37 protein-coding genes are annotated in these 21951 nt (G+C 45.0%); 1 reads left to right on the top strand and 36 read right to left on the bottom strand.

Annotated features, from left to right (window positions below; translation table 11 throughout):
- Positions 1-93: 93 nt before the first annotated feature.
- From ACZMB2_RS10555 to ACZMB2_RS10720, 34 genes are all read right to left on the bottom strand, one after another.
- A complete protein-coding gene (locus tag ACZMB2_RS10555) occupies positions 94-618 on the bottom strand; it encodes a bL17 family ribosomal protein (RefSeq protein ID WP_487596728.1) in 525 nt (174 codons plus the stop codon).
- A 134-nt stretch (positions 619-752) separates the two neighbouring features.
- Positions 753-1712 (bottom strand): DNA-directed RNA polymerase subunit alpha, encoded by a 960-nt coding sequence (locus tag ACZMB2_RS10560; protein ID WP_487596729.1) that lies wholly within the window; start codon positions 1710-1712, stop codon positions 753-755.
- Positions 1713-1746: 34 nt separating this feature from the next.
- Positions 1747-2340, bottom strand: a complete 594-nt coding sequence (gene rpsD, locus ACZMB2_RS10565; protein WP_487596730.1) for a 30S ribosomal protein S4 — start codon at positions 2338-2340, stop codon at positions 1747-1749.
- 16 nt (positions 2341-2356) lie between these two features.
- Positions 2357-2749 (bottom strand): 30S ribosomal protein S11, encoded by a 393-nt coding sequence (gene rpsK / locus ACZMB2_RS10570; protein WP_118770697.1) that lies wholly within the window; start codon positions 2747-2749, stop codon positions 2357-2359.
- A gap of 46 nt (positions 2750-2795) precedes the next feature.
- The gene (gene rpsM / locus ACZMB2_RS10575) at positions 2796-3164 is read right to left on the bottom strand and encodes a 30S ribosomal protein S13 (protein ID WP_487596731.1); all 369 of its coding nucleotides are present in this window, start codon (positions 3162-3164) and stop codon (positions 2796-2798) included.
- A gap of 269 nt (positions 3165-3433) precedes the next feature.
- Positions 3434-3547, bottom strand: coding sequence for a 50S ribosomal protein L36 (gene rpmJ / locus ACZMB2_RS10580; protein WP_003497809.1), 114 nt, complete (start codon positions 3545-3547; stop codon positions 3434-3436).
- A gap of 267 nt (positions 3548-3814) precedes the next feature.
- Positions 3815-4033, bottom strand: a complete 219-nt coding sequence (infA, locus tag ACZMB2_RS10585; RefSeq protein ID WP_118770700.1) for a translation initiation factor IF-1 — start codon at positions 4031-4033, stop codon at positions 3815-3817.
- Positions 4026-4247: a KOW domain-containing RNA-binding protein gene (locus ACZMB2_RS10590; protein ID WP_487596732.1), complete on the bottom strand. Its 222-nt coding sequence runs from the start codon at positions 4245-4247 to the stop codon at positions 4026-4028. The genes infA and ACZMB2_RS10590 overlap by 8 nt, the downstream gene beginning before the upstream one ends.
- Before the next feature lie 20 nt (positions 4248-4267).
- Positions 4268-5023 carry a type I methionyl aminopeptidase gene (map, locus tag ACZMB2_RS10595; RefSeq protein WP_487596733.1) on the bottom strand — a complete coding sequence of 252 codons (756 nt, stop codon included), beginning with the start codon at positions 5021-5023 and terminating at the stop codon, positions 4268-4270.
- Positions 5024-5027: 4 nt separating this feature from the next.
- Positions 5028-5672, bottom strand: coding sequence for an adenylate kinase (locus tag ACZMB2_RS10600; RefSeq protein ID WP_487596734.1), 645 nt, complete (start codon positions 5670-5672; stop codon positions 5028-5030).
- Positions 5673-5768: 96 nt separating this feature from the next.
- Positions 5769-7085, bottom strand: coding sequence for a preprotein translocase subunit SecY (gene secY / locus ACZMB2_RS10605; protein ID WP_487596735.1), 1317 nt, complete (start codon positions 7083-7085; stop codon positions 5769-5771).
- A complete protein-coding gene (rplO, locus tag ACZMB2_RS10610) occupies positions 7085-7525 on the bottom strand; it encodes a 50S ribosomal protein L15 (protein WP_487596736.1) in 441 nt (146 codons plus the stop codon). Before rplO ends, secY begins: the two co-directional genes overlap by 1 nt.
- 26 nt (positions 7526-7551) lie before the next feature.
- Positions 7552-7734, bottom strand: a complete 183-nt coding sequence (gene rpmD / locus ACZMB2_RS10615; protein WP_487596737.1) for a 50S ribosomal protein L30 — start codon at positions 7732-7734, stop codon at positions 7552-7554.
- A gap of 14 nt (positions 7735-7748) precedes the next feature.
- Entirely contained in the window at positions 7749-8258 is a 510-nt protein-coding gene (gene rpsE, locus ACZMB2_RS10620) for a 30S ribosomal protein S5 (RefSeq protein WP_487596738.1), read from the bottom strand.
- An 18-nt stretch (positions 8259-8276) separates the two neighbouring features.
- Positions 8277-8645 (bottom strand): 50S ribosomal protein L18, encoded by a 369-nt coding sequence (rplR, locus tag ACZMB2_RS10625; protein WP_117499439.1) that lies wholly within the window; start codon positions 8643-8645, stop codon positions 8277-8279.
- A gap of 17 nt (positions 8646-8662) precedes the next feature.
- Positions 8663-9202: a 50S ribosomal protein L6 gene (gene rplF, locus ACZMB2_RS10630; RefSeq protein ID WP_118770708.1), complete on the bottom strand. Its 540-nt coding sequence runs from the start codon at positions 9200-9202 to the stop codon at positions 8663-8665.
- Positions 9203-9288: 86 nt separating this feature from the next.
- A complete protein-coding gene (gene rpsH / locus ACZMB2_RS10635) occupies positions 9289-9690 on the bottom strand; it encodes a 30S ribosomal protein S8 (protein WP_487596739.1) in 402 nt (133 codons plus the stop codon).
- Positions 9691-9705: 15 nt separating this feature from the next.
- Positions 9706-9891 (bottom strand): type Z 30S ribosomal protein S14, encoded by a 186-nt coding sequence (locus tag ACZMB2_RS10640; protein WP_117499434.1) that lies wholly within the window; start codon positions 9889-9891, stop codon positions 9706-9708.
- Positions 9892-9902: 11 nt separating this feature from the next.
- Positions 9903-10442 (bottom strand): 50S ribosomal protein L5, encoded by a 540-nt coding sequence (rplE, locus tag ACZMB2_RS10645; RefSeq protein ID WP_118770710.1) that lies wholly within the window; start codon positions 10440-10442, stop codon positions 9903-9905.
- A gap of 26 nt (positions 10443-10468) precedes the next feature.
- The gene (gene rplX, locus ACZMB2_RS10650; RefSeq protein ID WP_487596740.1) at positions 10469-10780 is read right to left on the bottom strand and encodes a 50S ribosomal protein L24; all 312 of its coding nucleotides are present in this window, start codon (positions 10778-10780) and stop codon (positions 10469-10471) included.
- Positions 10781-10793: 13 nt separating this feature from the next.
- Positions 10794-11162: a 50S ribosomal protein L14 gene (gene rplN, locus ACZMB2_RS10655; protein ID WP_087153629.1), complete on the bottom strand. Its 369-nt coding sequence runs from the start codon at positions 11160-11162 to the stop codon at positions 10794-10796.
- Positions 11163-11174: 12 nt separating this feature from the next.
- Positions 11175-11429, bottom strand: a complete 255-nt coding sequence (gene rpsQ / locus ACZMB2_RS10660; RefSeq protein ID WP_487596741.1) for a 30S ribosomal protein S17 — start codon at positions 11427-11429, stop codon at positions 11175-11177.
- Between the two features lie 35 nt (positions 11430-11464).
- Positions 11465-11665: a 50S ribosomal protein L29 gene (rpmC, locus tag ACZMB2_RS10665; protein WP_118770713.1), complete on the bottom strand. Its 201-nt coding sequence runs from the start codon at positions 11663-11665 to the stop codon at positions 11465-11467.
- Positions 11652-12092, bottom strand: a complete 441-nt coding sequence (gene rplP, locus ACZMB2_RS10670) for a 50S ribosomal protein L16 (protein ID WP_118770714.1) — start codon at positions 12090-12092, stop codon at positions 11652-11654. The genes rpmC and rplP overlap by 14 nt, the downstream gene beginning before the upstream one ends.
- Positions 12092-12748 (bottom strand): 30S ribosomal protein S3, encoded by a 657-nt coding sequence (gene rpsC / locus ACZMB2_RS10675; protein ID WP_118770715.1) that lies wholly within the window; start codon positions 12746-12748, stop codon positions 12092-12094. Before rpsC ends, rplP begins: the two co-directional genes overlap by 1 nt.
- 11 nt (positions 12749-12759) lie before the next feature.
- A complete protein-coding gene (gene rplV, locus ACZMB2_RS10680) occupies positions 12760-13149 on the bottom strand; it encodes a 50S ribosomal protein L22 (RefSeq protein ID WP_118770716.1) in 390 nt (129 codons plus the stop codon).
- Positions 13150-13180: 31 nt separating this feature from the next.
- Positions 13181-13459 (bottom strand): 30S ribosomal protein S19, encoded by a 279-nt coding sequence (gene rpsS / locus ACZMB2_RS10685; protein WP_117499418.1) that lies wholly within the window; start codon positions 13457-13459, stop codon positions 13181-13183.
- A gap of 18 nt (positions 13460-13477) precedes the next feature.
- Positions 13478-14320: a 50S ribosomal protein L2 gene (gene rplB / locus ACZMB2_RS10690; RefSeq protein ID WP_118770717.1), complete on the bottom strand. Its 843-nt coding sequence runs from the start codon at positions 14318-14320 to the stop codon at positions 13478-13480.
- A 70-nt stretch (positions 14321-14390) separates the two neighbouring features.
- Positions 14391-14690, bottom strand: a complete 300-nt coding sequence (rplW, locus tag ACZMB2_RS10695; RefSeq protein ID WP_118770718.1) for a 50S ribosomal protein L23 — start codon at positions 14688-14690, stop codon at positions 14391-14393.
- Positions 14690-15310 (bottom strand): 50S ribosomal protein L4, encoded by a 621-nt coding sequence (gene rplD, locus ACZMB2_RS10700; protein WP_487596742.1) that lies wholly within the window; start codon positions 15308-15310, stop codon positions 14690-14692. Before rplD ends, rplW begins: the two co-directional genes overlap by 1 nt.
- 26 nt (positions 15311-15336) lie before the next feature.
- On the bottom strand, positions 15337-15972 hold the full coding sequence (gene rplC / locus ACZMB2_RS10705; RefSeq protein WP_118770720.1) for a 50S ribosomal protein L3: 636 nt from the start codon (positions 15970-15972) through the stop codon (positions 15337-15339).
- 70 nt (positions 15973-16042) lie between these two features.
- Complete coding sequence (gene rpsJ / locus ACZMB2_RS10710; protein WP_118770721.1) at positions 16043-16360, bottom strand: 30S ribosomal protein S10; 318 nt, start codon at positions 16358-16360, stop codon at positions 16043-16045.
- A 384-nt stretch (positions 16361-16744) separates the two neighbouring features.
- Entirely contained in the window at positions 16745-16972 is a 228-nt protein-coding gene (locus ACZMB2_RS10715; RefSeq protein ID WP_487596743.1) for a purine biosynthesis protein PurH, read from the bottom strand.
- Between the two features lie 25 nt (positions 16973-16997).
- Positions 16998-17870, bottom strand: coding sequence for a class I SAM-dependent methyltransferase (locus ACZMB2_RS10720; RefSeq protein WP_487596744.1), 873 nt, complete (start codon positions 17868-17870; stop codon positions 16998-17000).
- A gap of 230 nt (positions 17871-18100) precedes the next feature.
- Here ACZMB2_RS10720 and ACZMB2_RS10725 point away from each other — a divergent pair, with 230 nt between their 5' ends.
- A complete protein-coding gene (locus ACZMB2_RS10725; RefSeq protein WP_487596745.1) occupies positions 18101-19696 on the top strand; it encodes an MBL fold metallo-hydrolase RNA specificity domain-containing protein in 1596 nt (531 codons plus the stop codon).
- A 66-nt stretch (positions 19697-19762) separates the two neighbouring features.
- Here ACZMB2_RS10725 and ACZMB2_RS10730 read toward each other — a convergent pair whose 3' ends face one another.
- Positions 19763-20521 (bottom strand): sulfite exporter TauE/SafE family protein, encoded by a 759-nt coding sequence (locus ACZMB2_RS10730; RefSeq protein ID WP_487596746.1) that lies wholly within the window; start codon positions 20519-20521, stop codon positions 19763-19765.
- A 15-nt stretch (positions 20522-20536) separates the two neighbouring features.
- Positions 20537-21925: a GH25 family lysozyme gene (locus ACZMB2_RS10735; RefSeq protein WP_487596747.1), complete on the bottom strand. Its 1389-nt coding sequence runs from the start codon at positions 21923-21925 to the stop codon at positions 20537-20539.
- Between the last annotated feature and the right edge of the window lie 26 nt (positions 21926-21951).

Here is a 21951-nt window from a genome sequence, read left to right on the forward strand (position 1 = left end):
CCATTATAGAAGATTTCTACTTAGATGGCAATTCCTGTATCATAAAAAAACCGCAGGAACAAATTCCTGCGGTTCAAAAGGTTCAAACTTAAATTAAACGAGCTCCAGAAGAACTTCCATAGCTGCGTCACCTTTTCTCTGGCCGATTTTAACGATACGGGTATATCCGCCGTTTCTTCCAGCGTATTTCGGTGCGATCTCATCGAAGATCTTAGCAACCATATCTACTTCTTTGGTCTTTTTGCTTCCCTCTACCGGAGTCTTAACGGTGTAGAGAACTTTTAGCATCTGTCTTCTTGCATGAAGTCTGGACGGAAGATCTTTTTTGATCTCTTTCTCAACTTCATCATAAACAGTTACTTTCTTTCCATCAACAACTTCTTTGACTCTCTTACCATCTTTGTCTTTACGAGCAACTTTAGCGGTAACTTTTACAGTCTCGAAGTTATCTTTCTCTTTTACGCCCAGAGCGATGATACCCTCTGCGATTTTACGGATCTCTTTAGCCTTAGCCTCGGTGGTAACGATTTTGCCGTTAGCCAGCAGTGCGGTTACCTGTCCTCTAAGTAATGCTTTTCTCTGAGAAGCAGTTCTGCTCAGTTTTCTATATTTTGCCATTTTAATTTTCCTCCATTTGGTTGCGCCCCTGCACACGCTTCATCGGACTTACTGTCCAGGGGTCTGGCTTCAACTTACATACATCTACCCGCATTACGCTCATCGGACTTACTAATGCGGGCAGTTATCATTCTTTACTCCTCGCTCTGGTTTAACTCCAGACCAAGTTCTTTCAGTTTTGCAAGTACCTCTTCCAGAGACTTACGACCAAGATTACGAACCTTCATCATATCCTCAGAAGTGCGGTTGCAAAGCTCTTCTACTGTATTGATTCCCGCTCTCTTCAGGCAGTTATAAGAACGTACGGACAGTTCCAGTTCATCAATATTCATCTCAAGAACTTTCTCTTTCTCGTCATTCTCAGTCTCTACCATAATTTCAGCAGATTTTGCATTTTCAGAAAGGTCGATGAACAGGCTTAAATGCTCGCTCAGAACCTTTGCTGCAAGACTGACAGCCTCATCCGGAGCCAGTGTGCCATTGGTGTACACATCCAGAGTCAGTTTGTCATAGTCTGTAATCTGCCCAACACGGGTATTCTCTACTTTAAGGTTTACACGCTCCACTGGTGTGTAGATGGAATCCACCGCAATCACACCGATAGGAAGCTCGTCATTCTTATTCTTGTCAGCGCTCACATAGCCTCTGCCCTTGGTAATGGTCAGCTCCATGTAAAGTTTGCTGTCTGCACCGCCATTCAGATGTGCAATCACTACTTCCGGATTCAGAATCTCTACATCCGGATCGCACTGAATATCAGCTGCGGTTACAACACCTTCGCCCTCGAAATCAATATAAGCAACCTTCGGCTCGTCAGAGTCGCTGTTGTTCTTAATTGACAGGCTCTTGATGTTCATAATGATCTCAGTTACATCTTCTTTGACGCCAGGGATAGAGCTGAACTCGTGAAGCACGCCATCAATCTTTACCTGGCTCACAGCGGAACCCGGCAGGGAGGACAGCATAATTCTTCTCAGGGAGTTGCCGAGGGTCGTACCATAGCCTCTTTCCAATGGTTCCACTACGAACTTACCATATTTTTTATCTTCTGAAATATCTGCTATTTCAATTTTGGGTTTATTAAATACCACCACGAAAAGCCCCTCCTGTTCTGTGTTAGGCGACAAATTACTTAGAATACAGCTCGACGATAAGCATCTCGTTAACCGGGACATCAATCATGTCTCTGGTCGGAAGCTCTTTAACTACACCTTTCAGGTTCTCCTGATCGGACTCAAGCCACTCCGGAACAAGTCTTCCAGCAGTAGTCTCAAGTACGGATTTGTAACGATCAGATCCTTTGCAGGACTCTTTGATCTCTACAGTATCACCAGCTTTAACAAGGTAAGACGGAATATTTACCTGTTTGCCGTTTACGAGAACGTGTTTGTGATCAACGATCTGTCTAGCCTCTTTACGGGTTCTTGCGAATCCAAGACGGAAAATTACGTTATCCAGTCTGGTCTCAAGCATAGCCATCAGGTTCTCACCGGTCATACCTTTCATACGATCAGCCTTCTCGTAGTAGTTACGGAAAGGTTTCTCAAGTACGCCGTAAATGAATTTTGCTTTCTGTTTTTCTCTCAGCTGAAGTCCGTACTCGGAAATCTTCTTATTGCCTTTCTGAGAATGTCTGTTAGATTTTTTATCAATTCCTAAATAGATCGGGTCCAGATCAAGGGACCGGCATCTTTTAAGGACAGGTGTTCTATTTACTGCCATCTTTCATACCCTCCTATTAAACTCTTCTGCGTTTCGGCGGCCGGCATCCATTGTGCGGTACCGGAGTCACGTCTGTGATGCTGACAACCTCAAGTCCGCAAGCCTGAAGCGCACGGATAGCTGCCTCTCTTCCTGAACCAGGTCCTTTTACGAATACGTCTACAGTCTTAAGACCGTGAATAAGAGCTGCTTTGGTAGCTGTCTCTGCAGCAGTCTGAGCTGCATAGGGAGTAGATTTCCTTGAACCTCTAAAACCAAGACCACCGGCACTTGCCCAGCTCAGTGCGTTACCTTCTGCATCGGTCAGGGTAACGATTGTGTTATTGAAAGATGACTGGATATGTGCCTGTCCGCGTTCAACGTTTTTCTTGATACGCTTTTTTGTCACTTTTTTCGTAACTTTAGCCATTTCTAAACTAACCTACTTTCTTAAATTCTATCTATTAACGGGAAACTTATTTCTTCTTGTTAGCAACAGTCTTCTTCGGACCCTTTCTGGTTCTTGCGTTGGTCTTAGTTTTCTGACCACGAACCGGAAGGCTCTTACGATGACGAACACCTCTATAGCATCCGATCTCCTGAAGTCTCTTGATATCCATTGCGATCTGTCTCTTCAGATCACCCTCGACGGTCTGAGTCTCGTCGATAACTGCACTGATTCTCTTTACCTCATCGTCAGTCAGATCTCTGACACGGGTATCCGGGTTAACCCCAGCCTGTGCAAGAATACGGTTGGAGCTTACTCTTCCGATTCCGAAGATGTAAGTCAGACCGATCTCTACACGTTTCTCTCTCGGTAAATCTACACCAGCAATACGAGCCATTGTGATTATTCCTCCTAATAAAAAATTGGGTTCCGGGCGTTTTTTAATAGGTGCCCGCTGACACTTTCCTAAATGGGATATACACATTCGGTACATCCAGCCGGATAAATACCCGACCTTTCAGATACTCTGCATCCGCATTTCTCCGTTTTAAGCAATATCATTGTGAATAATCCTGGTCAAATCTATTTTGTAATCATGCAACATCATCAAAGATGCGTTCATGCAGCCGCACAAAAAAATTTTCACAAGAATCACAGTTTGCGAAATTAGCCCTGACGCTGTTTATGCTTCGGATTCTCGCAAATTACTCTGATACTGCCTTTTCTTTTGATGATTTTGCATTTTTCGCAAATGGGCTTTACAGATGATCTTACTTTCATCGTAAAAATCCTCCTTTCACATCTTGCGTTTTCCTTCTTGCCTCGCCACTGGGTTCTGAAGCGAAACTATCAGGAAAACAAGGCGTTTCTTGTTTCCGATCCCCACAAAAATCATTGAAAAGCGCACAAAAACAGGCGCAAAGACTCCGTGAAAATCATACTAGAGTATAGTAGCATATCAATTTTCAAATTGCAAGAGTTTTTTTGAAAATTTCAAAAAAAGACAGATCCGTTACAGACCTGTCTTTTACAATCATATTAACTTTCTTATTTATCTCTCCAAATAATTCTTCCCTTGGAAAGATCATACGGAGAAAGCTCGATGGTCACTTTATCACCCGGTAATATACGGATGAAATTCATACGGAGTTTTCCGCTGATATGTGCAAGCACTTTATGACCATTTTCCAGTTCTACCTGGAAAGTTGCATTCGGGAGCTTTTCGATTACAGTTCCTTCAATTTCAATTGCATCTGCTTTAGACATTCTTATCCTCCTGCCAGTTTTGGCTATCTGACGACACATACCGGTGAATGACCTGCACATGTCTGCGTTTTTTCTTTTTCGGATTCTCCGTTGTGTGGTGAACCCCATCTAATAACCATACATATTCTGCATCTATACGGTCTATGACATAGAGTCTGTTCCTGTCATGTCCAGCCTTACTTCTGGCCAGCATGCCCACTTCCATTTTTACCATAGATATGATTCCTCTCGAATCTACATATGAAGTGTCAGGATCTCCGGTTCTCCATCCGTTATGAGAATGGTATTCTCATAATGAGCAGAGAGCGAATGGTCTTCGGATATTACCGTCCATTCATCATCCAGCCATTTTACTTTCCAGGTACCCATATTGACCATAGGTTCAATGGCCAGTGTCATACCCGGCACCAGTTTGATGCCGTGGCGTTTCTGACGGAAATTCGGAATCTGGGGATCTTCATGGAGATTAGTGCCAATTCCATGACCGACCAGATCCTGAACGATTCCATATCCAAAACCGCTCACATAGTCGTCGATGGCTGCAGATATATCAAAAAGGTGATTGCCTGCTTTCGCCTGCTTAATTCCTTCAAAGAAACTCTGCTTCGTCACATCCAGAAGCTTCTGTGCCTCCGGACTGATGGCTCCCACTGCATGAGTTCTGGCTGCATCGGAATGATATCCTTTGTAAATCAATCCTGCATCCAGGCTGACAATGTCTCCTTCTTTCAGGAAATGATCTCTGCGCGGAATTCCATGAACAACCTCTTCATTCACGGAAACACAGATGGATGCCGGAAAACCACCGTAATTCAGGAAATTCGGTTTACATCCAAGTTCGCGGATCACCTTGTCTCCCCTCTCATTAATATCCATGGTGGAAATCCCCGGACGGATGATTTTTGCCATCTCGTCATGAACAATTTCCAGAAGTCTTCCAGCTTCCCGCATCAATTCAATTTCTCTTGCAGATTTAACCGTAACTGCCATCTTTTTATACTCCCAGAATCTTCAGGATCTCCTTGAAGACATCTTCCATATCAACGGATCCGTCTACTTCTTTCAGGATACCCTGTTTCTTATAATAATCAATCAGCGGCTGGGTCTGCTCATGATAAACACCCAGACGTTTCTGTACGGTTTCCGGCTTGTCATCGTCACGAAGAATCAGATCTCCTCCGCACGCGTCACAAATACCTTCTTTTTTTGTCGGTGCATAAACCAGATGATAGGTCGCTCCGCAGCCAACGCATGCGCGGCGTCCGCCCATTCTTTTTACGATATTTTCATCTGGTACTTCCACGTCAATAGCATAATCCATTTTTTCACCAATGGCTGCGAGCGCCTTATCAAGACTCTCTGCCTGCGGGATCGTACGTGGGAATCCATCCAGAATATATCCCTTCTTACAGTCATCCTGCTGAATTCTGTCAACTACCAGGTCACATACCAGTTCATCCGGAACCAGCAGTCCCTGATCCATGTATGTCTTTGCTTTCTTTCCAAGCTCTGTATCGTTTTTAATGTTTGCGCGGAAAATATCTCCTGTAGAAATGTGCGGGATTTCACATTTCGCTGCAATTTTCTTTGCCTGAGTTCCTTTTCCTGCACCAGGAGCTCCCAACATAATGATTTTCATAATAGTTTCTCCAATTTATACCAGTTTATACATTTTAAAATAGCCTGTACAAAATTACCAGATTGGCATTTCCGTACAGGCTTTTTTCTTCATCGACTAATCGTTCAGAAAACCTTTATAGTAACGTACCAGCATCTGAGATTCGATCTGCTTTAATGTCTCCAGAACAACTCCGACAATAATGATGATGGATGTACCGCCGAAGGAAACATCAGCGCCGAAAACGCCATTGAATACAATCGGGATCACACATACTATAATCAGTCCTACTGCACCGATAAATACAATGTAATTTAAAATCTTGCTGAGATATTCCGTAGTCGGCTTACCCGGACGAATACCTGGAATGAATCCACCCTGGCGCTTCATATTATTGGAAACCTCAATCGGATTAAACGTGATGGATGTATAGAAGTATGCAAAGAATACAACTAATACAATGTAAATCAAAAGTCCGATCGAATAAATCGGCCGGCTGGGATCACACCAGCTGGACTGACTTAATCCAGTCAGAATTTTGGAACCAATTCCAGTTCCACCCGTTTTTCCAAGAAGTGATGCGATCACTCCCGGGAAGCTCATCAGCGAAGATGCGAAGATGACTGGAATTACACCTGCAGTATTTACCTTCAAAGGTATGTTGGTGGACTGTCCGCCAACCATCTTGCGGCCCTGCATTTTCTTTGCATACTGTACCGGAATTCTGCGCTCTCCATCCTGCAGGATAACAACAAAAATAACCGTTACAAGTACAACCCCGATAATGATCAAAGCTGCAAGCACTGCATTCAGAATCGTCTTACCTTTCATAAACTGATCAAACAGTGTTACGAAATCGTCCGGGATTCTGGATACGATGTTGATTAACAATACAATAGAAATACCATTACCAACACCATACTGTGTAATCTCTTCACCGATCCACATAAGGAATGCACTTCCTGCTGTCATGGCAGCCACGACAACAATCATATTCGGAATCGTTGCAGATTCCAGCAATCCTCTTCCACCGAATCCGATCGTCATGGCAATACCTTCGATCAGCGCCAAGGCAACGGTCAGATAACGGGAAATGGTCTGTATTTTCTTTCTTCCGTCCTCGCCATCTTTCTGCATCTCTTCCAGTTTAGGAATAGCAATAGTCAGAAGCTGGACAATAATGGAAGAAGTGATGTACGGCGTAATACCCAGCGCAAAGAGAGACATGCTCGTAAAAGAACCACCGGTGAACGCATCAAAGAAGTTGAATGCGTCACCGGTCTGCTGTGCAAACCATTGCTGGAAGTAGCTTCTATTCACACCCGGAATCGGAAGCTGTGAACCGAACCGTACAACGATCAGCATAAAAAATGTAAAGATTAACTTTTTACGAATATCTTCAATTTTTAATGCGTTCCGCAAGGTTTTGAACATTAGATCACCTCGGCTTTTCCACCAAGAGCCTCAATTTTAGCTGCTGCACTTGCAGAAAAAGCATTTGCCTGTACAGTCAGTTTCTTGGTTAATTCTCCATTTCCAAGAATCTTTACTCCGTCTTTCGGGTTCTTAACGATTCCTTCTGCAATCAGAGTCTCTACAGAAACAACGCTATCATTCTCGAAAGCTTCCAGAGCGCTTAAGTTGATCGCAACGATCTCTCTGCTGTTACGATTGGTAAAGCCTCTCTTCGGGAGTCTTCTGTATAACGGCATCTGACCACCCTCAAAGCCCGGTCTCGGAGCTCCTGAACGAGCTTTCTGACCTTTGTGGCCCTTACCTGCAGTCTTACCATTTCCTGAACCATGTCCACGGCCTCTTCTGAAGTTGTTGCTCTGTCTGGAGCCTTCAGCGTACTGTAAATTAGATAAGTCCATTGTGACACCTCCTTACTTTCTGATAATTAGATTTCTTCCACTTTTACTAAGTGTCTTACATGCCAGATCATTCCACGAACTGCTTCGTTATCCGGCATTTCAACGGTCTTGTTTACTTTCTTCAGACCAAGTGCTTCTACCGTAGCCTTCTGCTTCGGGATGGCGCCGATAGGAGATTTTACTAATGTGATTTTTAATTTCTCTGCCATTTTCATTCTCCTCCTTATGCCATGATCTCGTCTACAGATTTACCACGCTTCTTAGCAACTTCCTCCGGAGAAGTCAGTTTTGCCAGTCCATCGATAGTAGCCAGAACTACGTTCTGTTTGTTGTTAGATCCAAGAGATTTGGTACGGATATTCTTGATACCAGCAAGCTCTACAACGGCACGTGCAGGACCTCCTGCGATGATACCGGTACCTTCCGGGGATTTCTTCAGCAGCACGGAAGCGCTTCCGAACTTACCAAAGTTGTCATGCGGAATACTCTTATTCTCATCCAGTGCGACGGTCACCAGTTTCTTAACGGCATCTTCTTTTCCTTTGCGGATAGCTTCCGGAATTTCAGTGGCTTTTCCAAGACCAGCGCCTACGTGACCATTTCCGTCACCAACGACTACCAGAGCCGTGAAACGCATGCTACGTCCGCCTTTTACGGTCTTACTAACACGCTTGATTGACACGACTTTATCAGTCAGTTCTAACTGACTTGCATCAATGATCTCATGTCTCATGTTATGTCTCCTCCTCCTCTAAAATTCCAGTCCTGCTTCACGGGCTGCCTCAGCCAGTGCTGCAATCTTACCCTGATAAATGAATCCGCCACGGTCAAATACAACCTCTTTGATTCCTTTTTCAAGGGCTTTCTCTGCGATAACTTTTCCAAGATATGCTGCTGCATCAACGTTGTTGGTTTTCTCAAGCTCAGCTTTTACATCCTTCTGAAGGGTAGAAGCAGATACCAGAGTGTTTCCAACGGTGTCGTCAATAATCTGAGCATACATATGATTATTACTTCTGAACACTGCCAGACGGGGTCTCTCAGCGGTGCCGCTGATGTGGTTGCGCAGTCTGTAATGCTTTTTAGCGCGAACTTCGCTTCTTGATTTCTTACTAACCATCTTTACACTCTCCTTATTTATTTCTTACCAGTCTTACCAACTTTACGTCTGATAACTTCGGTCTCATACTTGATACCTTTGCCCTTATACGGCTCAGGTCTTCTCTTATCGCGAATCTCAGCAGCGTACTGGCCAACTTTTTCCTTGTCGATTCCCTTAACGGTGATCTTGTTGCCGTCTACAACAGCCTCAAGACCTTCCGGATCAGTCATCTCAACCGGATGAGAGTATCCAAGATGAAGAGTCAGGTTCTTTCCAGATTTGGAGCAACGATAACCAACACCGTTTACCTCAAGAACTTTCTCATAACCAGTGTGAACACCAGTTACCATGTTAGAAATCAGAGTTCTGGTTAATCCGTGTAAAGATTTCATCTTCTTCAGATCGTTCGGTCTGGTCACTACTACGTGTCCATCCTCAACTTTGATTGTCATTTCTGCGGGAAGTACTCTTTCCAGAGTTCCCTTCGGGCCTTTTACGGTCACTTTGTTTCCCTCGGCTACGGTCACGGTTACTCCGTCCGGGATCGCTACCGGTAATCTTCCGATACGGGACATAATTCAAATCCTCCTTACTTAGATTTTCGGAAGGGACAACTTTGTCCCTTCTGTTTTCAGTGAGTTATATGGTAAATAAATATTTACTACCAAACAAATGCAAGAACTTCGCCACCAACATTCAGCTGTCTAGCTTTCTTGTCAGTCATCACACCTTTATTGGTGGAGATGATAGCGATTCCAAGGCCACCGAGAACTTTCGGAAGCTCATCCTTTGCTGCGTATACACGCAGACCCGGTTTGGAAATTCTCTTCAGACCAGCGATAATTTTATCGTTTTTGTCTTTTCCATATTTTAAGGTGATACGGATATCTTTGAAGTTTCCGTTATCTACCAGATCGTATTTCTCAACATATCCCTCATCAACCAGGATGTCTGCGATTGCAAGTTTCATCTTGGATGCCGGAACATCTACAGTGTCATGCTTTGCAGTGTTCGCATTGCGGATTCTAGTGAGCATATCTGCGATTGGATCGTTCGTTGTCATTTTGACGTCTCCTTTCTACCAGCTTGCTTTCTTTACGCCCGGGATCTGGCCTGCATAAGCCAGCTCACGGAAGCAAATTCTGCAGATTCCATATTTTCTAAGGTAAGCATGCGGACGACCGCAAATTCTGCAGCGGCTGTATTCTCTGGTGGAGAATTTCTGTTTGCGCTGCTGTTTGATTTTCATCGATGTCTTAGCCATGAAATTCCCTCCTATTTAGCGAATGGCATATTGAATAAGCTTAACAGATAACGAGCCTCCTCGTCTGTCTTAGCGGTAGTAACGAAGATAATATCCATACCTCTTACTTTGTCCACTTTATCATATTCAATTTCCGGGAAAATCAGCTGTTCTTTGATTCCGAGTGCATAGTTTCCTCTGCCATCGAAAGCGTTCGGATTTACACCACGGAAGTCACGTACACGCGGGAGCGCCAGGTTTACCAGACGATCCACGAACTCGTACATTTTCTCACCACGCAGGGTAACTTTGCATCCGATCGGCATACCCTCACGGATTTTGAAGTTTGCTACGGAATTCTTTGCTCTGGTCAGAACTACTTTCTGACCGGTGATGGTCTCCAGATCTTTTACTGCAGAATCCAGCACTTTAGCATTCTCTTTAGCCTCGCCGACACCCATGTTGATAACAACTTTGTCAAGCTTCGGCACTTCCATAATGTTTTTATATTCAAATTTTTTGATCATAGCGTCTACGATCTCATTTTTGTACTGCTCACTGAGTCTACTCAACTTCTCCAGACCTCCTTCCTCAAATATTAGTCGATAACCTTACCGGTTGCTTTTGCAACGCGGACTTTCTTGTCTCCGTCCATCTTGAAACCGATTCTGGAAACTTTTCCATCGCTTACGAACATAACGTTAGAAGCGTCGATCGGTCCTTCCTGATGAATGATTCCGCCTTCCTGATTAGCCGGTGACGGTTTGGTGTGTTTTGTAATCATGTTTACACCTTCAACAAGAACGGTGTTGTTTTTATGATTTACAGCGATAACCTTGCCTTCGCTTCCTTTGTCAGTACCGGCAATGACTCTGACGGTGTCGCCTTTTTTAATTTTCATTGTAGACATATTCCGATACCTCCTATAATACTTCCGGAGCAAGGGATACGATCTTCATGAACTGTTTCTCACGAAGCTCTCTCGCTACCGGCCCAAAGATACGAGTTCCTCTCGGGTTCTTATCCTCTTTGATAATAACTGCGGCATTCTCATCAAATTTGATGTAGGAGCCGTCTTTACGGCGAGCGCCTTTAACAGTGCGGACTACAACAGCCTTCACTACATCGCCCTTTTTAACAACACCGCCTGGTGTTGCATCTTTAACGCTGGCAACGATCACATCGCCGATGTTTGCATATCTTCTTGTAGAGCCGCCCATAACGCGGATGCAGAGTAATTCTTTTGCACCGGTGTTATCAGCAACTTTCAGTCTTGTTTCCTGCTGTACCATTGCGGCATCCTCCTATCTGGCTTTCTCAATAATGCTAACCAGTCTCCATCTCTTGTCTTTAGACAGCGGTCTGGTCTCCATAACTTTTACGGTATCACCGATTCCGCACTCATTATTCTCATCGTGCGCTTTTAATTTATAAGTCTTCTTAACGATCTTTCCGTAGAGCGGATGTTTTACATGGTTCTCTACAGCAACTACGATGGTCTTATCCATTTTATTGCTAACCACTTTACCGACACGGGTTTTTCTCAGATTTCTTTCCACGATTGTTCTCCTTTCTCAAACTGCAGCTTCCAGGCTTACGCATTCTTCTGTGCGATAACAGTCTGAATACGGGCAATATTCTTACGAACCTCTTTGATTCTTGCCGTGTTATCCAGCTGATTGGTTGCATTCTGGAATCTCAGGTTGAAAAGTTCCTTCTTTGCAGCTACTAACTCATTGTTCAGTTCTGCAGCTGATTTTGCTTTTAAATCTTCAACATATTTATTCATTTTCACTGTTATCACCGCCTTCTAAGTCTGCGCGAGAAACGACTTTACATTTGCAGGGTAACTTGTGGGTAGCCAGACGCAGTGCCTCTTTTGCGATCTCTTCGGATACTCCGGAAATCTCAAACATAACACGGCCCGGTTTAACAACTGCCACCCAGTACTCCAGCGTTCCTTTACCGGAACCCATACGGGTCTCAGCCGGCTTGTTGGTTACGGGTTTATCCGGGAAAATTTTGATCCAAACTTTACCACCACGTTTGATGTAACGGGTCATAGCGATACGGGCTGCCTCGATCTGATTGGATTTGATCCAGCACGGCTCAAGAGCAACAATACCATATTCACCATTTGTAATCTTATTACCTCTAAGCGCCTTACCGGTCATAGTACCGCGGAACTGTTTACGGCGCTTTACTCTCTTTGGCATTAACATTATTTATCGCTCCCTTCCTTTGCTGCCTTTGTTGGAAGAATCTCGCCTCTGTAGATCCATACCTTTACGCCAGTTTTGCCGTAGGTAGTATCTGCTTCTGCGAAACCATAGTCAATATCTGCTCTCAGAGTATGCAGCGGGATTGTACCATCTGAATAAGTCTCGGTACGAGCCATATCAGCGCCGCCAAGACGACCTGAACAGGTAACTTTAATTCCCTTTGCACCAGACTTCATAGCACGTCCCATGCAGGATTTCATAGCACGACGGAAGGAGATACGATTCTCCAGCTGCTGTGCAATGTTCTCTGCAACGAGCTGAGCCTCACGGTCCGGTCTCTTAACTTCTTTAATATCTACAACTACTTTCTTAGTAGTCATCTTCTGTAATTCAGCTCTTACTTTTTCGATCTCTGCTCCGCCTTTACCGATGATCATACCCGGTTTTGCAGTAGAGATGATAATTTTAACGCGGTCGGAGGTTCTCTCGATCTCAATCTTGGAAACTCCAGCGCTGTACAGTTTCTTTTTCAGGAACTTTCTGATCTGATAATCTTCAACCAGGCAGTCTGCGAAATCTGCTTCCGCATACCATTTGGAATCCCAGTCTTTAATAACACCGACTCTAAGGCCGTGCGGGTTAACTTTCTGTCCCATGATTGTCCTCCTTATTTCTTCTCGTCAAGCACGATCGTGATGTGGCTCATTCTCTTCTCGATACGATAAGCGCGGCCCTGTGCTCTCGGTCTGATTCTCTTCATGGTCGGTCCCTTGTCTGCATAGCAGGCAGCTACATAAAGATTCTCAGCGTGCATTCCGTTATTGTTCTCCGCATTTGCGATTGCGGACTTTAATAATTTCTCAATCAGTGTGGATGCATATCTCGGATTGTAAGCAACAATACCAAGTGCAGTTTCCACGTCTTTACCTCTGATGGCATCTAAAACGAAGCAAGCCTTCTGGACAGAAACGTGTGCATAAGATAACTTAGCAGACGGTCTGGTATCCTTCTGGGCATTTCTTTCTCTCTTAATCTGACTTCTGGATCCCTTTGCCATTCGATGTAACCTCCTTCCAATATATCAACGACTAACGTCTGGACTTCTTCTCGTCTTTTCCATGTCCTCTGTAAGTTCTGGTCGGAACGAACTCTCCGAGTTTGTGTCCTACCATATCCTCAGTAACATATACCGGAACATGTTTTCTTCCATCGTGTACTGCGATTGTATGTGAAACCATCTGCGGGAAAATGGTGGAACGGCGAGACCAGGTCTTGATCACGGCCTTACTTCCGCTTGCGTTCATAGCGTCTACTTTCTTAAGCAGGCTAGCATCTGCAAATGGTCCTTTTTTTAATGAACGAGCCATTGTGAAACCTCCTATTCCTTATTTGAATGTTCTGCCATCTCTTCTTCTAACGATCAGCTTGTTGGACTGCTTGTTCTTCTTTCTAGTCTTAAGACCAAGAGCCGGTTTACCCCAAGGTGTGCACGGACCCGGACGACCGATACCAGTCTTTCCTTCTCCACCACCATGCGGATGATCGTTCGGGTTCATGACGGAACCACGGACAGTAGGTCTAATTCCCATGTGACGTTTACGACCAGCTTTACCAACGTTGATCAGGTTGTGCTCGCCATTACCTACAACACCAACGGTTGCACGGCAGTTCAGCGGAACCATTCTCATCTCGCCGGACGGCATTCTCAAGGTAGCATATTTGCCTTCCTTAGCCATCAGCTGAGCGCTGTTACCAGCAGAACGAACCAGCTGTCCGCCCTTACCAGCGTATAACTCTACGTTATGAACCATAGTACCAACCGGAATATTCTCCAGCGGCAGGCAGTTTCCTACATGAACCTCTGCCTCCGGTCCATTCATAATAACCATTCCAACTTTCAGTCCCTGCGGAGCAAGGATGTAAGCTTTCTCACCGTCTGCGTAGCAGATCAGTGCAATGTTAGCAGTTCTGTTCGGATCGTACTCGATACCAACAACAGTTGCCGGAACTCCATCTTTTCTTCTCTTGAAATCGATGATTCTATATTTTCTTCTGGATCCACCTCCACGGTGTCTCACAGTGATTTTACCCTGAGCATTACGTCCTGCGTTTTTCTTAAGAGAAACGACCAGAGATTTCTCCGGAGTGCTTTTGGTGATCTCCGCGAAATCATAACCGGACATATGTCTTCTGGAAGGTGTATATGGGCGGTATGTTTTGATTCCCATTACTTTATCTCCTTTCAATATCTACGAAATTGTCGTGCTCGTATGCACATAGTTTTAAATCGCTTACGACTTACAGTCCCTCAAAGATCTCGATGTCTTTGCTGTCTGCAGTCAGCTGAACGATGGCTTTTTTGGTTTTTGCGGTTTTGCCGACAACCATGCCACGTCTCTTATTCTTTCCGTCGCAGTTCATGGTGTTTACGCTCTGTACTTTAGTACCAGCGAACATTTTCTCTACTGCTTCTTTCACCTGAGATTTGGTAGCCTCGGTATGAACAAGGAAAGTGTATTTTTTCTCGCTCATAGCTGCCATACTCTTCTCAGTGATAACCGGTTTGAGGATTACATCATAGTATTTGATATCAGCCATTATGCATATACCTCCTCGATGGTCTTAACAGCATCCTTGGTAACAACAACCGTGTTGTATTTCAGAATGTCATACACATTGATGGTGTTGGTCAGAGCTGTCTGAATGTTTGCGATGTTGCTTGCAGACTTAACAACGTTAGTGTCGTTCTCGTTGAGAACTACCAGCGCTTTGGATACGTTCAGTGCATCCAGAACTGCCTGCATTTTTTTAGTTTTGATCTCGTCGAATTTCAGTTCATCGAGAACGATGAATTTATTCTCATTTACACAGTTGGTCAGAACAGATTTCAGAGCAAGTCTCTTCTCTTTCTTGTTCAGACGGATCGTGTAATCTCTCGGAGTCGGAGCGAATACTACGCCACCGCCAGTCCACTGCGGAGCTCTTGTTGAACCCTGACGAGCATGTCCGGTTCCTTTCTGTCTCCACGGTTTTCTTCCACCACCGGAAACTTCGGAACGGGTTTTTGCTTTCTGAGTTCCCTGTCTTTTATTTGCAAGCTGTGCAACGACTGCCATGTGTACCAGATGTTCGTTTACTTCAACACCAAATACTGCATCATTTAACTCGATTGCGCCAACTTCTTTGCCTTCCATATTATAAACAGATACGTTTGCCATTTATGTGTTCCTCCTTTCCCTAAACCTTATTTACCGCTCTTAACGGTCTCTTTGATGGTAACTAAGGCTTTCTTAGGTCCTGGTACCGCACCTTTTACCAACAGTAAGTTGTTCTCTGCGTCAACTTTGACTACTTCCAGATTCTGGATAGTAATCTGTTTAGCGCCCATGTGTCCAGGCATTCCTTTTCCTTTGAATACCTTACTCGGATCGGAGCAAGCGCCGTTGGAACCCTGATGACGATGGAATTTGGAACCATGAGCCATCGGTCCTCTGTGCTGGCCAAGTCTCTTAATAGCACCCTGGAAACCTTTTCCTTTGGATACAGCAGTTGCATCGATCTTATCGCCTGCAGCGAAGATGTCTGCTTTGATCTCCTGTGCCGGTGCGTACTCAGCAGCATTCTCTAATCTAAACTCTCTGACAAATTTCTTGTAAGCAACGCCTGCTTTGTCAAAGTGTCCTTTCTCTGCTTTGTTCACCAGTTTTTCTCTGGTATCAACGAAACCAACCTGAACAGCGGCATATCCGTCGTTCTCTACGGTTTTAACCTGAGTTACAACACACGGTCCGGCCTGAAGCACGGTAACCGGAGTGAGCACTCCGTCTTCGTTGAAGATCTGAGTCATTCCGACTTTTGTAGCTAAGATAGCTTTCTTCATTCTTACGTTTCCTCCTGTTCTCTCTACAGCGGAATACCTTCTTTTAAGGAATTCATTCTAGCCGCAGGAATTATTTGTTTTTCATTTTAATATCAACATACACACCTGCAGGCATCTCAAGGCGGGACAGTGCGTCAACCGTCTTCTGCGTCGGTGCGATGATGTCGATCAGTCTCTTGTGAGTTCTCTGCTCGAACTGCTCTCTGGAATCTTTGTATTTGTGTACTGCACGAAGAATAGTTACTACTTCCTTCTTAGTCGGCAGCGGCACCGGTCCGCTCACCTTAGATCCCGTTTTCTTTACCGTCTCGATAATTTTCTTGGCGGATGCATCGATCAGCTGATGATCATATGCTTTCATTGTGATTCTCATTACTTGACTTGCCATAAAAAAAGTCGCCTCCTTATTCGTACTTTAGACTACCAGTACGACAAGCGGTGACTGTACACTCATCCGTGCGTATCACGTGGATACTCACACGATTTTACCTCTTACACAAGAAGTTCTTTACTTGTACAGTGACTTGTCGCCAGTTTGCTAACTTGACATTCGCTCCACGGAAAACCCACATGTATATTGCTATGTGGCAACCTCGCGCTTCATTGCTATCATGTCACAACATGAATTAGTATATAGGAAAATGCTCGATTTGGCAAGACTTTTTTGAAATATATGCGAAATATTTTTTTATGAAATTTAATGAAATATGCGCATCTGAATTGTGCAACTTGTACACAACCCAGTTGCGCCGTTTTTTCCTTCCTAGCAGCCTTATTTATAGAAGCAACCCATTCTTTCCGGACGGATATCTTCTTTTGTATATCTGGCGTTAAACTCCATGTTAATCTCACGGAGTTCTTTTTTTCCATCAATATAATCCTGATACATTTCTGCAAGTCCAGACATGCATCCATCACAATTCGCTTCGATGTTGCCAAGAGACTCTGCCACGATTTTTTCGCGTTCTTCTCGCGTTGTTTCTGCAATTAAGTATCCCATCGTTCTTCTCCTGTATATCTTTCTTCTATGCTTCCCACCGTCCGCTGGCACCGCAGGGCAGTACCAGTCCGCTCTCGGTTACCGGGAGGCCCACTTCCTGGGAATCTACATGGCCGCCAAACTTTTTGAGTTCTGTTCCCAGCATATAAGACAGTACCGCAGGCTGAAGACCGGTTGTGTAGGAATTAATAAGGAAGAAAAGCGGATCATCACTTAAAATCTGGGTACACAGTTTCACCAGTGGATGAATCGCATCCTCAATCTTCCAGATCTCACCTTTCGGTCCTCTTCCATAAGAAGGTGGATCCATAATAATCGCGTCATAATGATTGCCGCGGCGGATCTCCCTCTCTACGAATTTCTGGCAGTCATCCACCAGCCAGCGGATCGGTGCATCTTCCAATCCTGAGCTCTTCGCATTTTCCTTCGCCCATGCCACCATTCCTTTAGAAGCATCCACATGGGTAACCGAAGCACCTGCTGCCGCTGCTGCCAATGTTGCACCACCCGTATAAGCAAACAAGTTCAACACTTTGACCGGCCGCCCTGCATTCCGAATCTTCTCAGAGAACCAGTCCCAGTTTGCCGCCTGCTCCGGGAACAGTCCTGTATGCTTAAAGCTGAAGGGCTTCAGGTTAAAGGTGAGCTTCTTTCCGGATGGAAGGGCGTATCCAATCTCCCACTGCTTCGGCAGATCAAAGAACTCCCACTCACCACCGCCTTTGGCACTGCGATGATAATGTCCATTCATCTTTCTCCAACCCTTATGTTTCTTCGGCGTATCCCAGATGACCTGAGGATCCGGGCGCACCAGGAGATAGCCTCCCCAGCTTTCCAGCTTCTCACCTGCGGAACAGTCAATGACTTCGTAATCTTTCCAGTTATCTGCTATGAACATATATTTAAAACCTTTCTCTTCCTTATATATAATATAAATAATTATATCTGCTTTGCCTCCTCAGCACAAGACAGCACTAAAAATTCCGAGATTTTATGCATATTGTATACTTTTTTTGTATTATTCCGTTTTTTATTACATATTTTTACAAATATTTCTCTTCTGTTTGTTGCATCTGCACACATAACTTGATATCATATTGATAAGAAAAATTGTAAGGGGGTTGTTTTATGAGACTAGGTTTTGTAGGCGCAGACCATGAGGTCACCGGAAGCTGTCACTATCTGGAAGCGTGTGGAAAACATATCCTTGTAGACTGTGGTCTGGAACAGGGCAAAGATATCTACGTGAATCAGGATATCCCAGTACCCATCAACCAGATTGATTATGTTCTGCTGACACATGCCCACATCGATCATTCGGGCCGTTTACCACTTTTATATAAGAACGGATTTCACGGAGATATTATTTCCACCTTCGCCACCAGCGATCTGTGCAGTATCATGCTCCGCGACAGTGCCCACATTCAGGAATTTGAGGCAGAATGGCGTAACCGGAAAGGAAAACGTGCCGGTTTGGAAGAATATGTACCCCTCTACACCATGGCTGATGCTCTCGGTGCCATCGGTCTCTTCCATCCCTGCGATTACGAGCAGAAAATCGAACTTTGCCCAGGTATCCATGTAAGATTTCGCGATGTCGGCCATCTTCTCGGTTCCTCCTCCATCGAAGTGTGGATTGAAGAAGATGGAGTGTCAAAAAAGATTGTTTTCTCCGGTGATATTGGAAATATCAATCAACCACTCATCAAGGACCCGATTCCTACGGACACTGCAGACTATGTGGTCATGGAATCCACTTATGGCGACCGTTATCACGATGCACCACCTGATTATGCAGCAGAACTGGCTTCTGTCATCAATACCACACTGAAGCGCGGAGGCAATCTGGTCATCCCGGCATTTGCAGTCGGCAGAACCCAGGAGCTCCTGTATTTTATCCGTGATATCAAAGAGCGGAAGCTTCTGGATTTTGATTTTCCTGTTTATGTGGACAGTCCTCTGGCCATTGAAGCGACTTCTATTTTTAATAAGAACTTTCAGTCCTGCTTTGACGATGATGCCATGGCACTCATCAATGCCGGTATCAGCCCGATCAGGTTCCCGAACCTTCATCTGGCAGTCTCCAGTGATGAGTCCAAGGCCATCAATTTTAATGCTGAGCCGAAGGTCATTATTTCCGCTTCCGGTATGTGCGAAGCCGGCCGTATCAAACACCACCTGAAACATAATCTGTGGCGTCCGGAATGTACCGTCCTGATTGTAGGGTATCAGGCCTACAATACGCTAGGACGTTCCCTCATTGAAGGAGCCGAATACTGCAAGCTCTTCGGTGAGACGATCGAAATCAGAGCCGAGATCAAACAGCTTCAGGGTATCAGTGGCCACGCCGACAAAAACGGTCTGTTAAATTGGGTTAAGGCATTTTCACCCAAACCAGAAATGGTATTCGTCGTACACGGCGAAGATACGGTTTGTGATGATTTTACCACATGCCTCAATGAAGAATACCAGATTCCTGCTTTCGCTCCCTTCTCCGGTGCCCTGTTCGACCTTGCCACCGGCTTATGGATCAAGGAAGGTCTGAAGATTCCAGTATCTGCCGAGAAACCTGCTGCCAGACGCAAATCTGATATGTACACAAGGCTTATCGAAGCAGGCAAACGGCTTATGCAGGTCATTTACCACAACGAAGGCGGAGCCAACAAGGATCTCGCCAAATTTATCAGTCAGATCAATTCTCTCTGCGACAAATGGGATCGATGACAAATTTCTATACGTACACAAAACCGGGACAGACAAAACGTCTGCCCCGGTCTTATTATTTCTTATTTATAAGTCGGTCACAATTTTAATAAACAACAGCATCAGCACCACAAGAATAATAGGCCTGATAATTTTGGATCCATTTTTCAGCACCATACCTGCTCCTGTATAATGTCCAGCAATACTGAATGCCGAAGCTGCCAGTCCCAGAACAAGCACTACCTGTCCACCATAGAGGAAGGTCACAAGAGAAGCAATATTAGAACTCAGATTCACAATCTTTGTATAGGCTGCCGCTTCCATGGATGTCATATGCGCAAGCCCCATAAATACCAGAATCAAAAAAGTTCCGGTTCCCGGTCCGTAAAATCCGTCATAACATCCTATAAAAAGTGAACCGATCCAGGTAATGATCATTTCTTTCCGTTCTTCCAATCGATTCTCTTTTTCGGTGATCAGAGAATTTTTCCGAAATACAAAAAAGGCAACGACCGGAAGCACAATCATCAGTACATGTTTCAAAATCCGCTCATCCGTCAGCATGGTCAGTCTGGTTCCGATATAGGAGCCTGTCAGTGCACAAAGTACTGCCGGAATTGCCAGTTTCCAGCGGATTACCGTATTGTGGCACAGCCGGATAGTTGAAATCAATGTGCCGGACGCAGAAGACATTTTATTCGTTGCCAGTGCATGGTGTACCGGAACCCCTGCCAGAAAATAGGCCGGAAGGGAAATCAGTCCACCGCCTCCTCCAATGGCATCTACAAAGCCCGCCAAAAATACCAGCGGGCATACAATCAGAAACATACTCCAAGTTAATTCCATCTTTTGTTACTCTCCTCATTCTACAATCTGCAGATAACTGCTGATACAATACAATGTCTGGCCATTGTATTCCACACGGGACCAGCCCATGTCAGATATGCCCGTCCTTACAATCATCTCACCATTGTGGAGTTGAACAATCACTTCTGACGGTTCTTCCACACTAGGTCTGTTTCTAAGGTTCGTTACATCTTTCGCTGTCACCTGCTCACTGACCGCAGTAAATTTTGTTTTAAATCCATCATCTGCCGCTTTCGCCGGCGTCTTGTAGGATAAATCTGTTGTCAAATAACTGGACACCGCATACAGACGCTGTCCATCGTATTCCACACGGGACCAGCCATTATTGCCAATTCCCGTCCGGGTAGCTGTCTCTCCGTTCTGCAGTTTTACTACCACATTACTGTCATCCGTCTGCTCCATAGTACTGCGTAGATTCGTTACGTCCTTGGAAGTCACCTGTTCCTCTACTTCTTCAAACGTCACGCCCACCTCCGGATCCGCTTCCACATGTTCCGCAGCCCCCTCCTGCTGTGCGAATGCTGTATTGCTGTATCCAAAGTAGGCCATATCCAGATCCACGTAAGCATCTACTCCCGGAACACTTCCCTGATTGGTATACTGCCACATGACATAGGATCCGTCATAATCTGGCCGGTCGGCACCGGTCAGTCCATATCTGGCTACCCAGATCCGGTATTTCAATTCCAGCTCATCCGTCAGCCACAGGCTATTCTCTGCCAGTTCATTTTTTGCCGCATAAAACATTCCTGTATATCCCTGCGCTTCCAACTCATCCAGAAATGTCTGCGCCAAATTTGACCGTTCCTCTATACTCAAGCCATACTGCCTGCTGCCCGCATTTTGAAAACCTTCACAGTTGTAGGCCACCGGGTACGTAATCGGATATCCCCCCAGTAAATTCGCAGTCCATGCCGCCTCTTCCCGGGCTTCCTCTTCCGTCACAGCTGTTGAGAAAAAATAAGCGCCAAGTTTGATTCCGTTGGCATCTGCTTCCTGCAAATTATATCTGGCACAGGCATCCTCCCGGATCTCTCCGTTTCCCAGAGAACGATAGCCTACACGGACCATCACAAAATCAATGCCGGACTCTGCCACCTTTTCCCAATCAATGGTTCCCTGAAACTCAGACACATCCATTCCGACTGTAATCTCATCTGTCTCCCCGGCAATCTCCTTCACCGTACTAACCGTTACTTTCGCGCCGTCTTCTTCCGGCTGATAAAGTGTTTCCGGATCCGTTCCGTCACCTGAAGTCTCTGCCGGATACTGTTCTGCATCTATCGTTCCGGGAGTCTCCCTATCCTGCTGCCCGGTATGTGCACTTCCTCCGAAAAAAAGCCAGAACGCCACCAGCAGAATAACCACTGCCAGCAGCGTCAAGCATAAGGAGGCTAGCAAAACTTTCG

This window comes from Hominiventricola sp. (assembly GCF_057604405.1).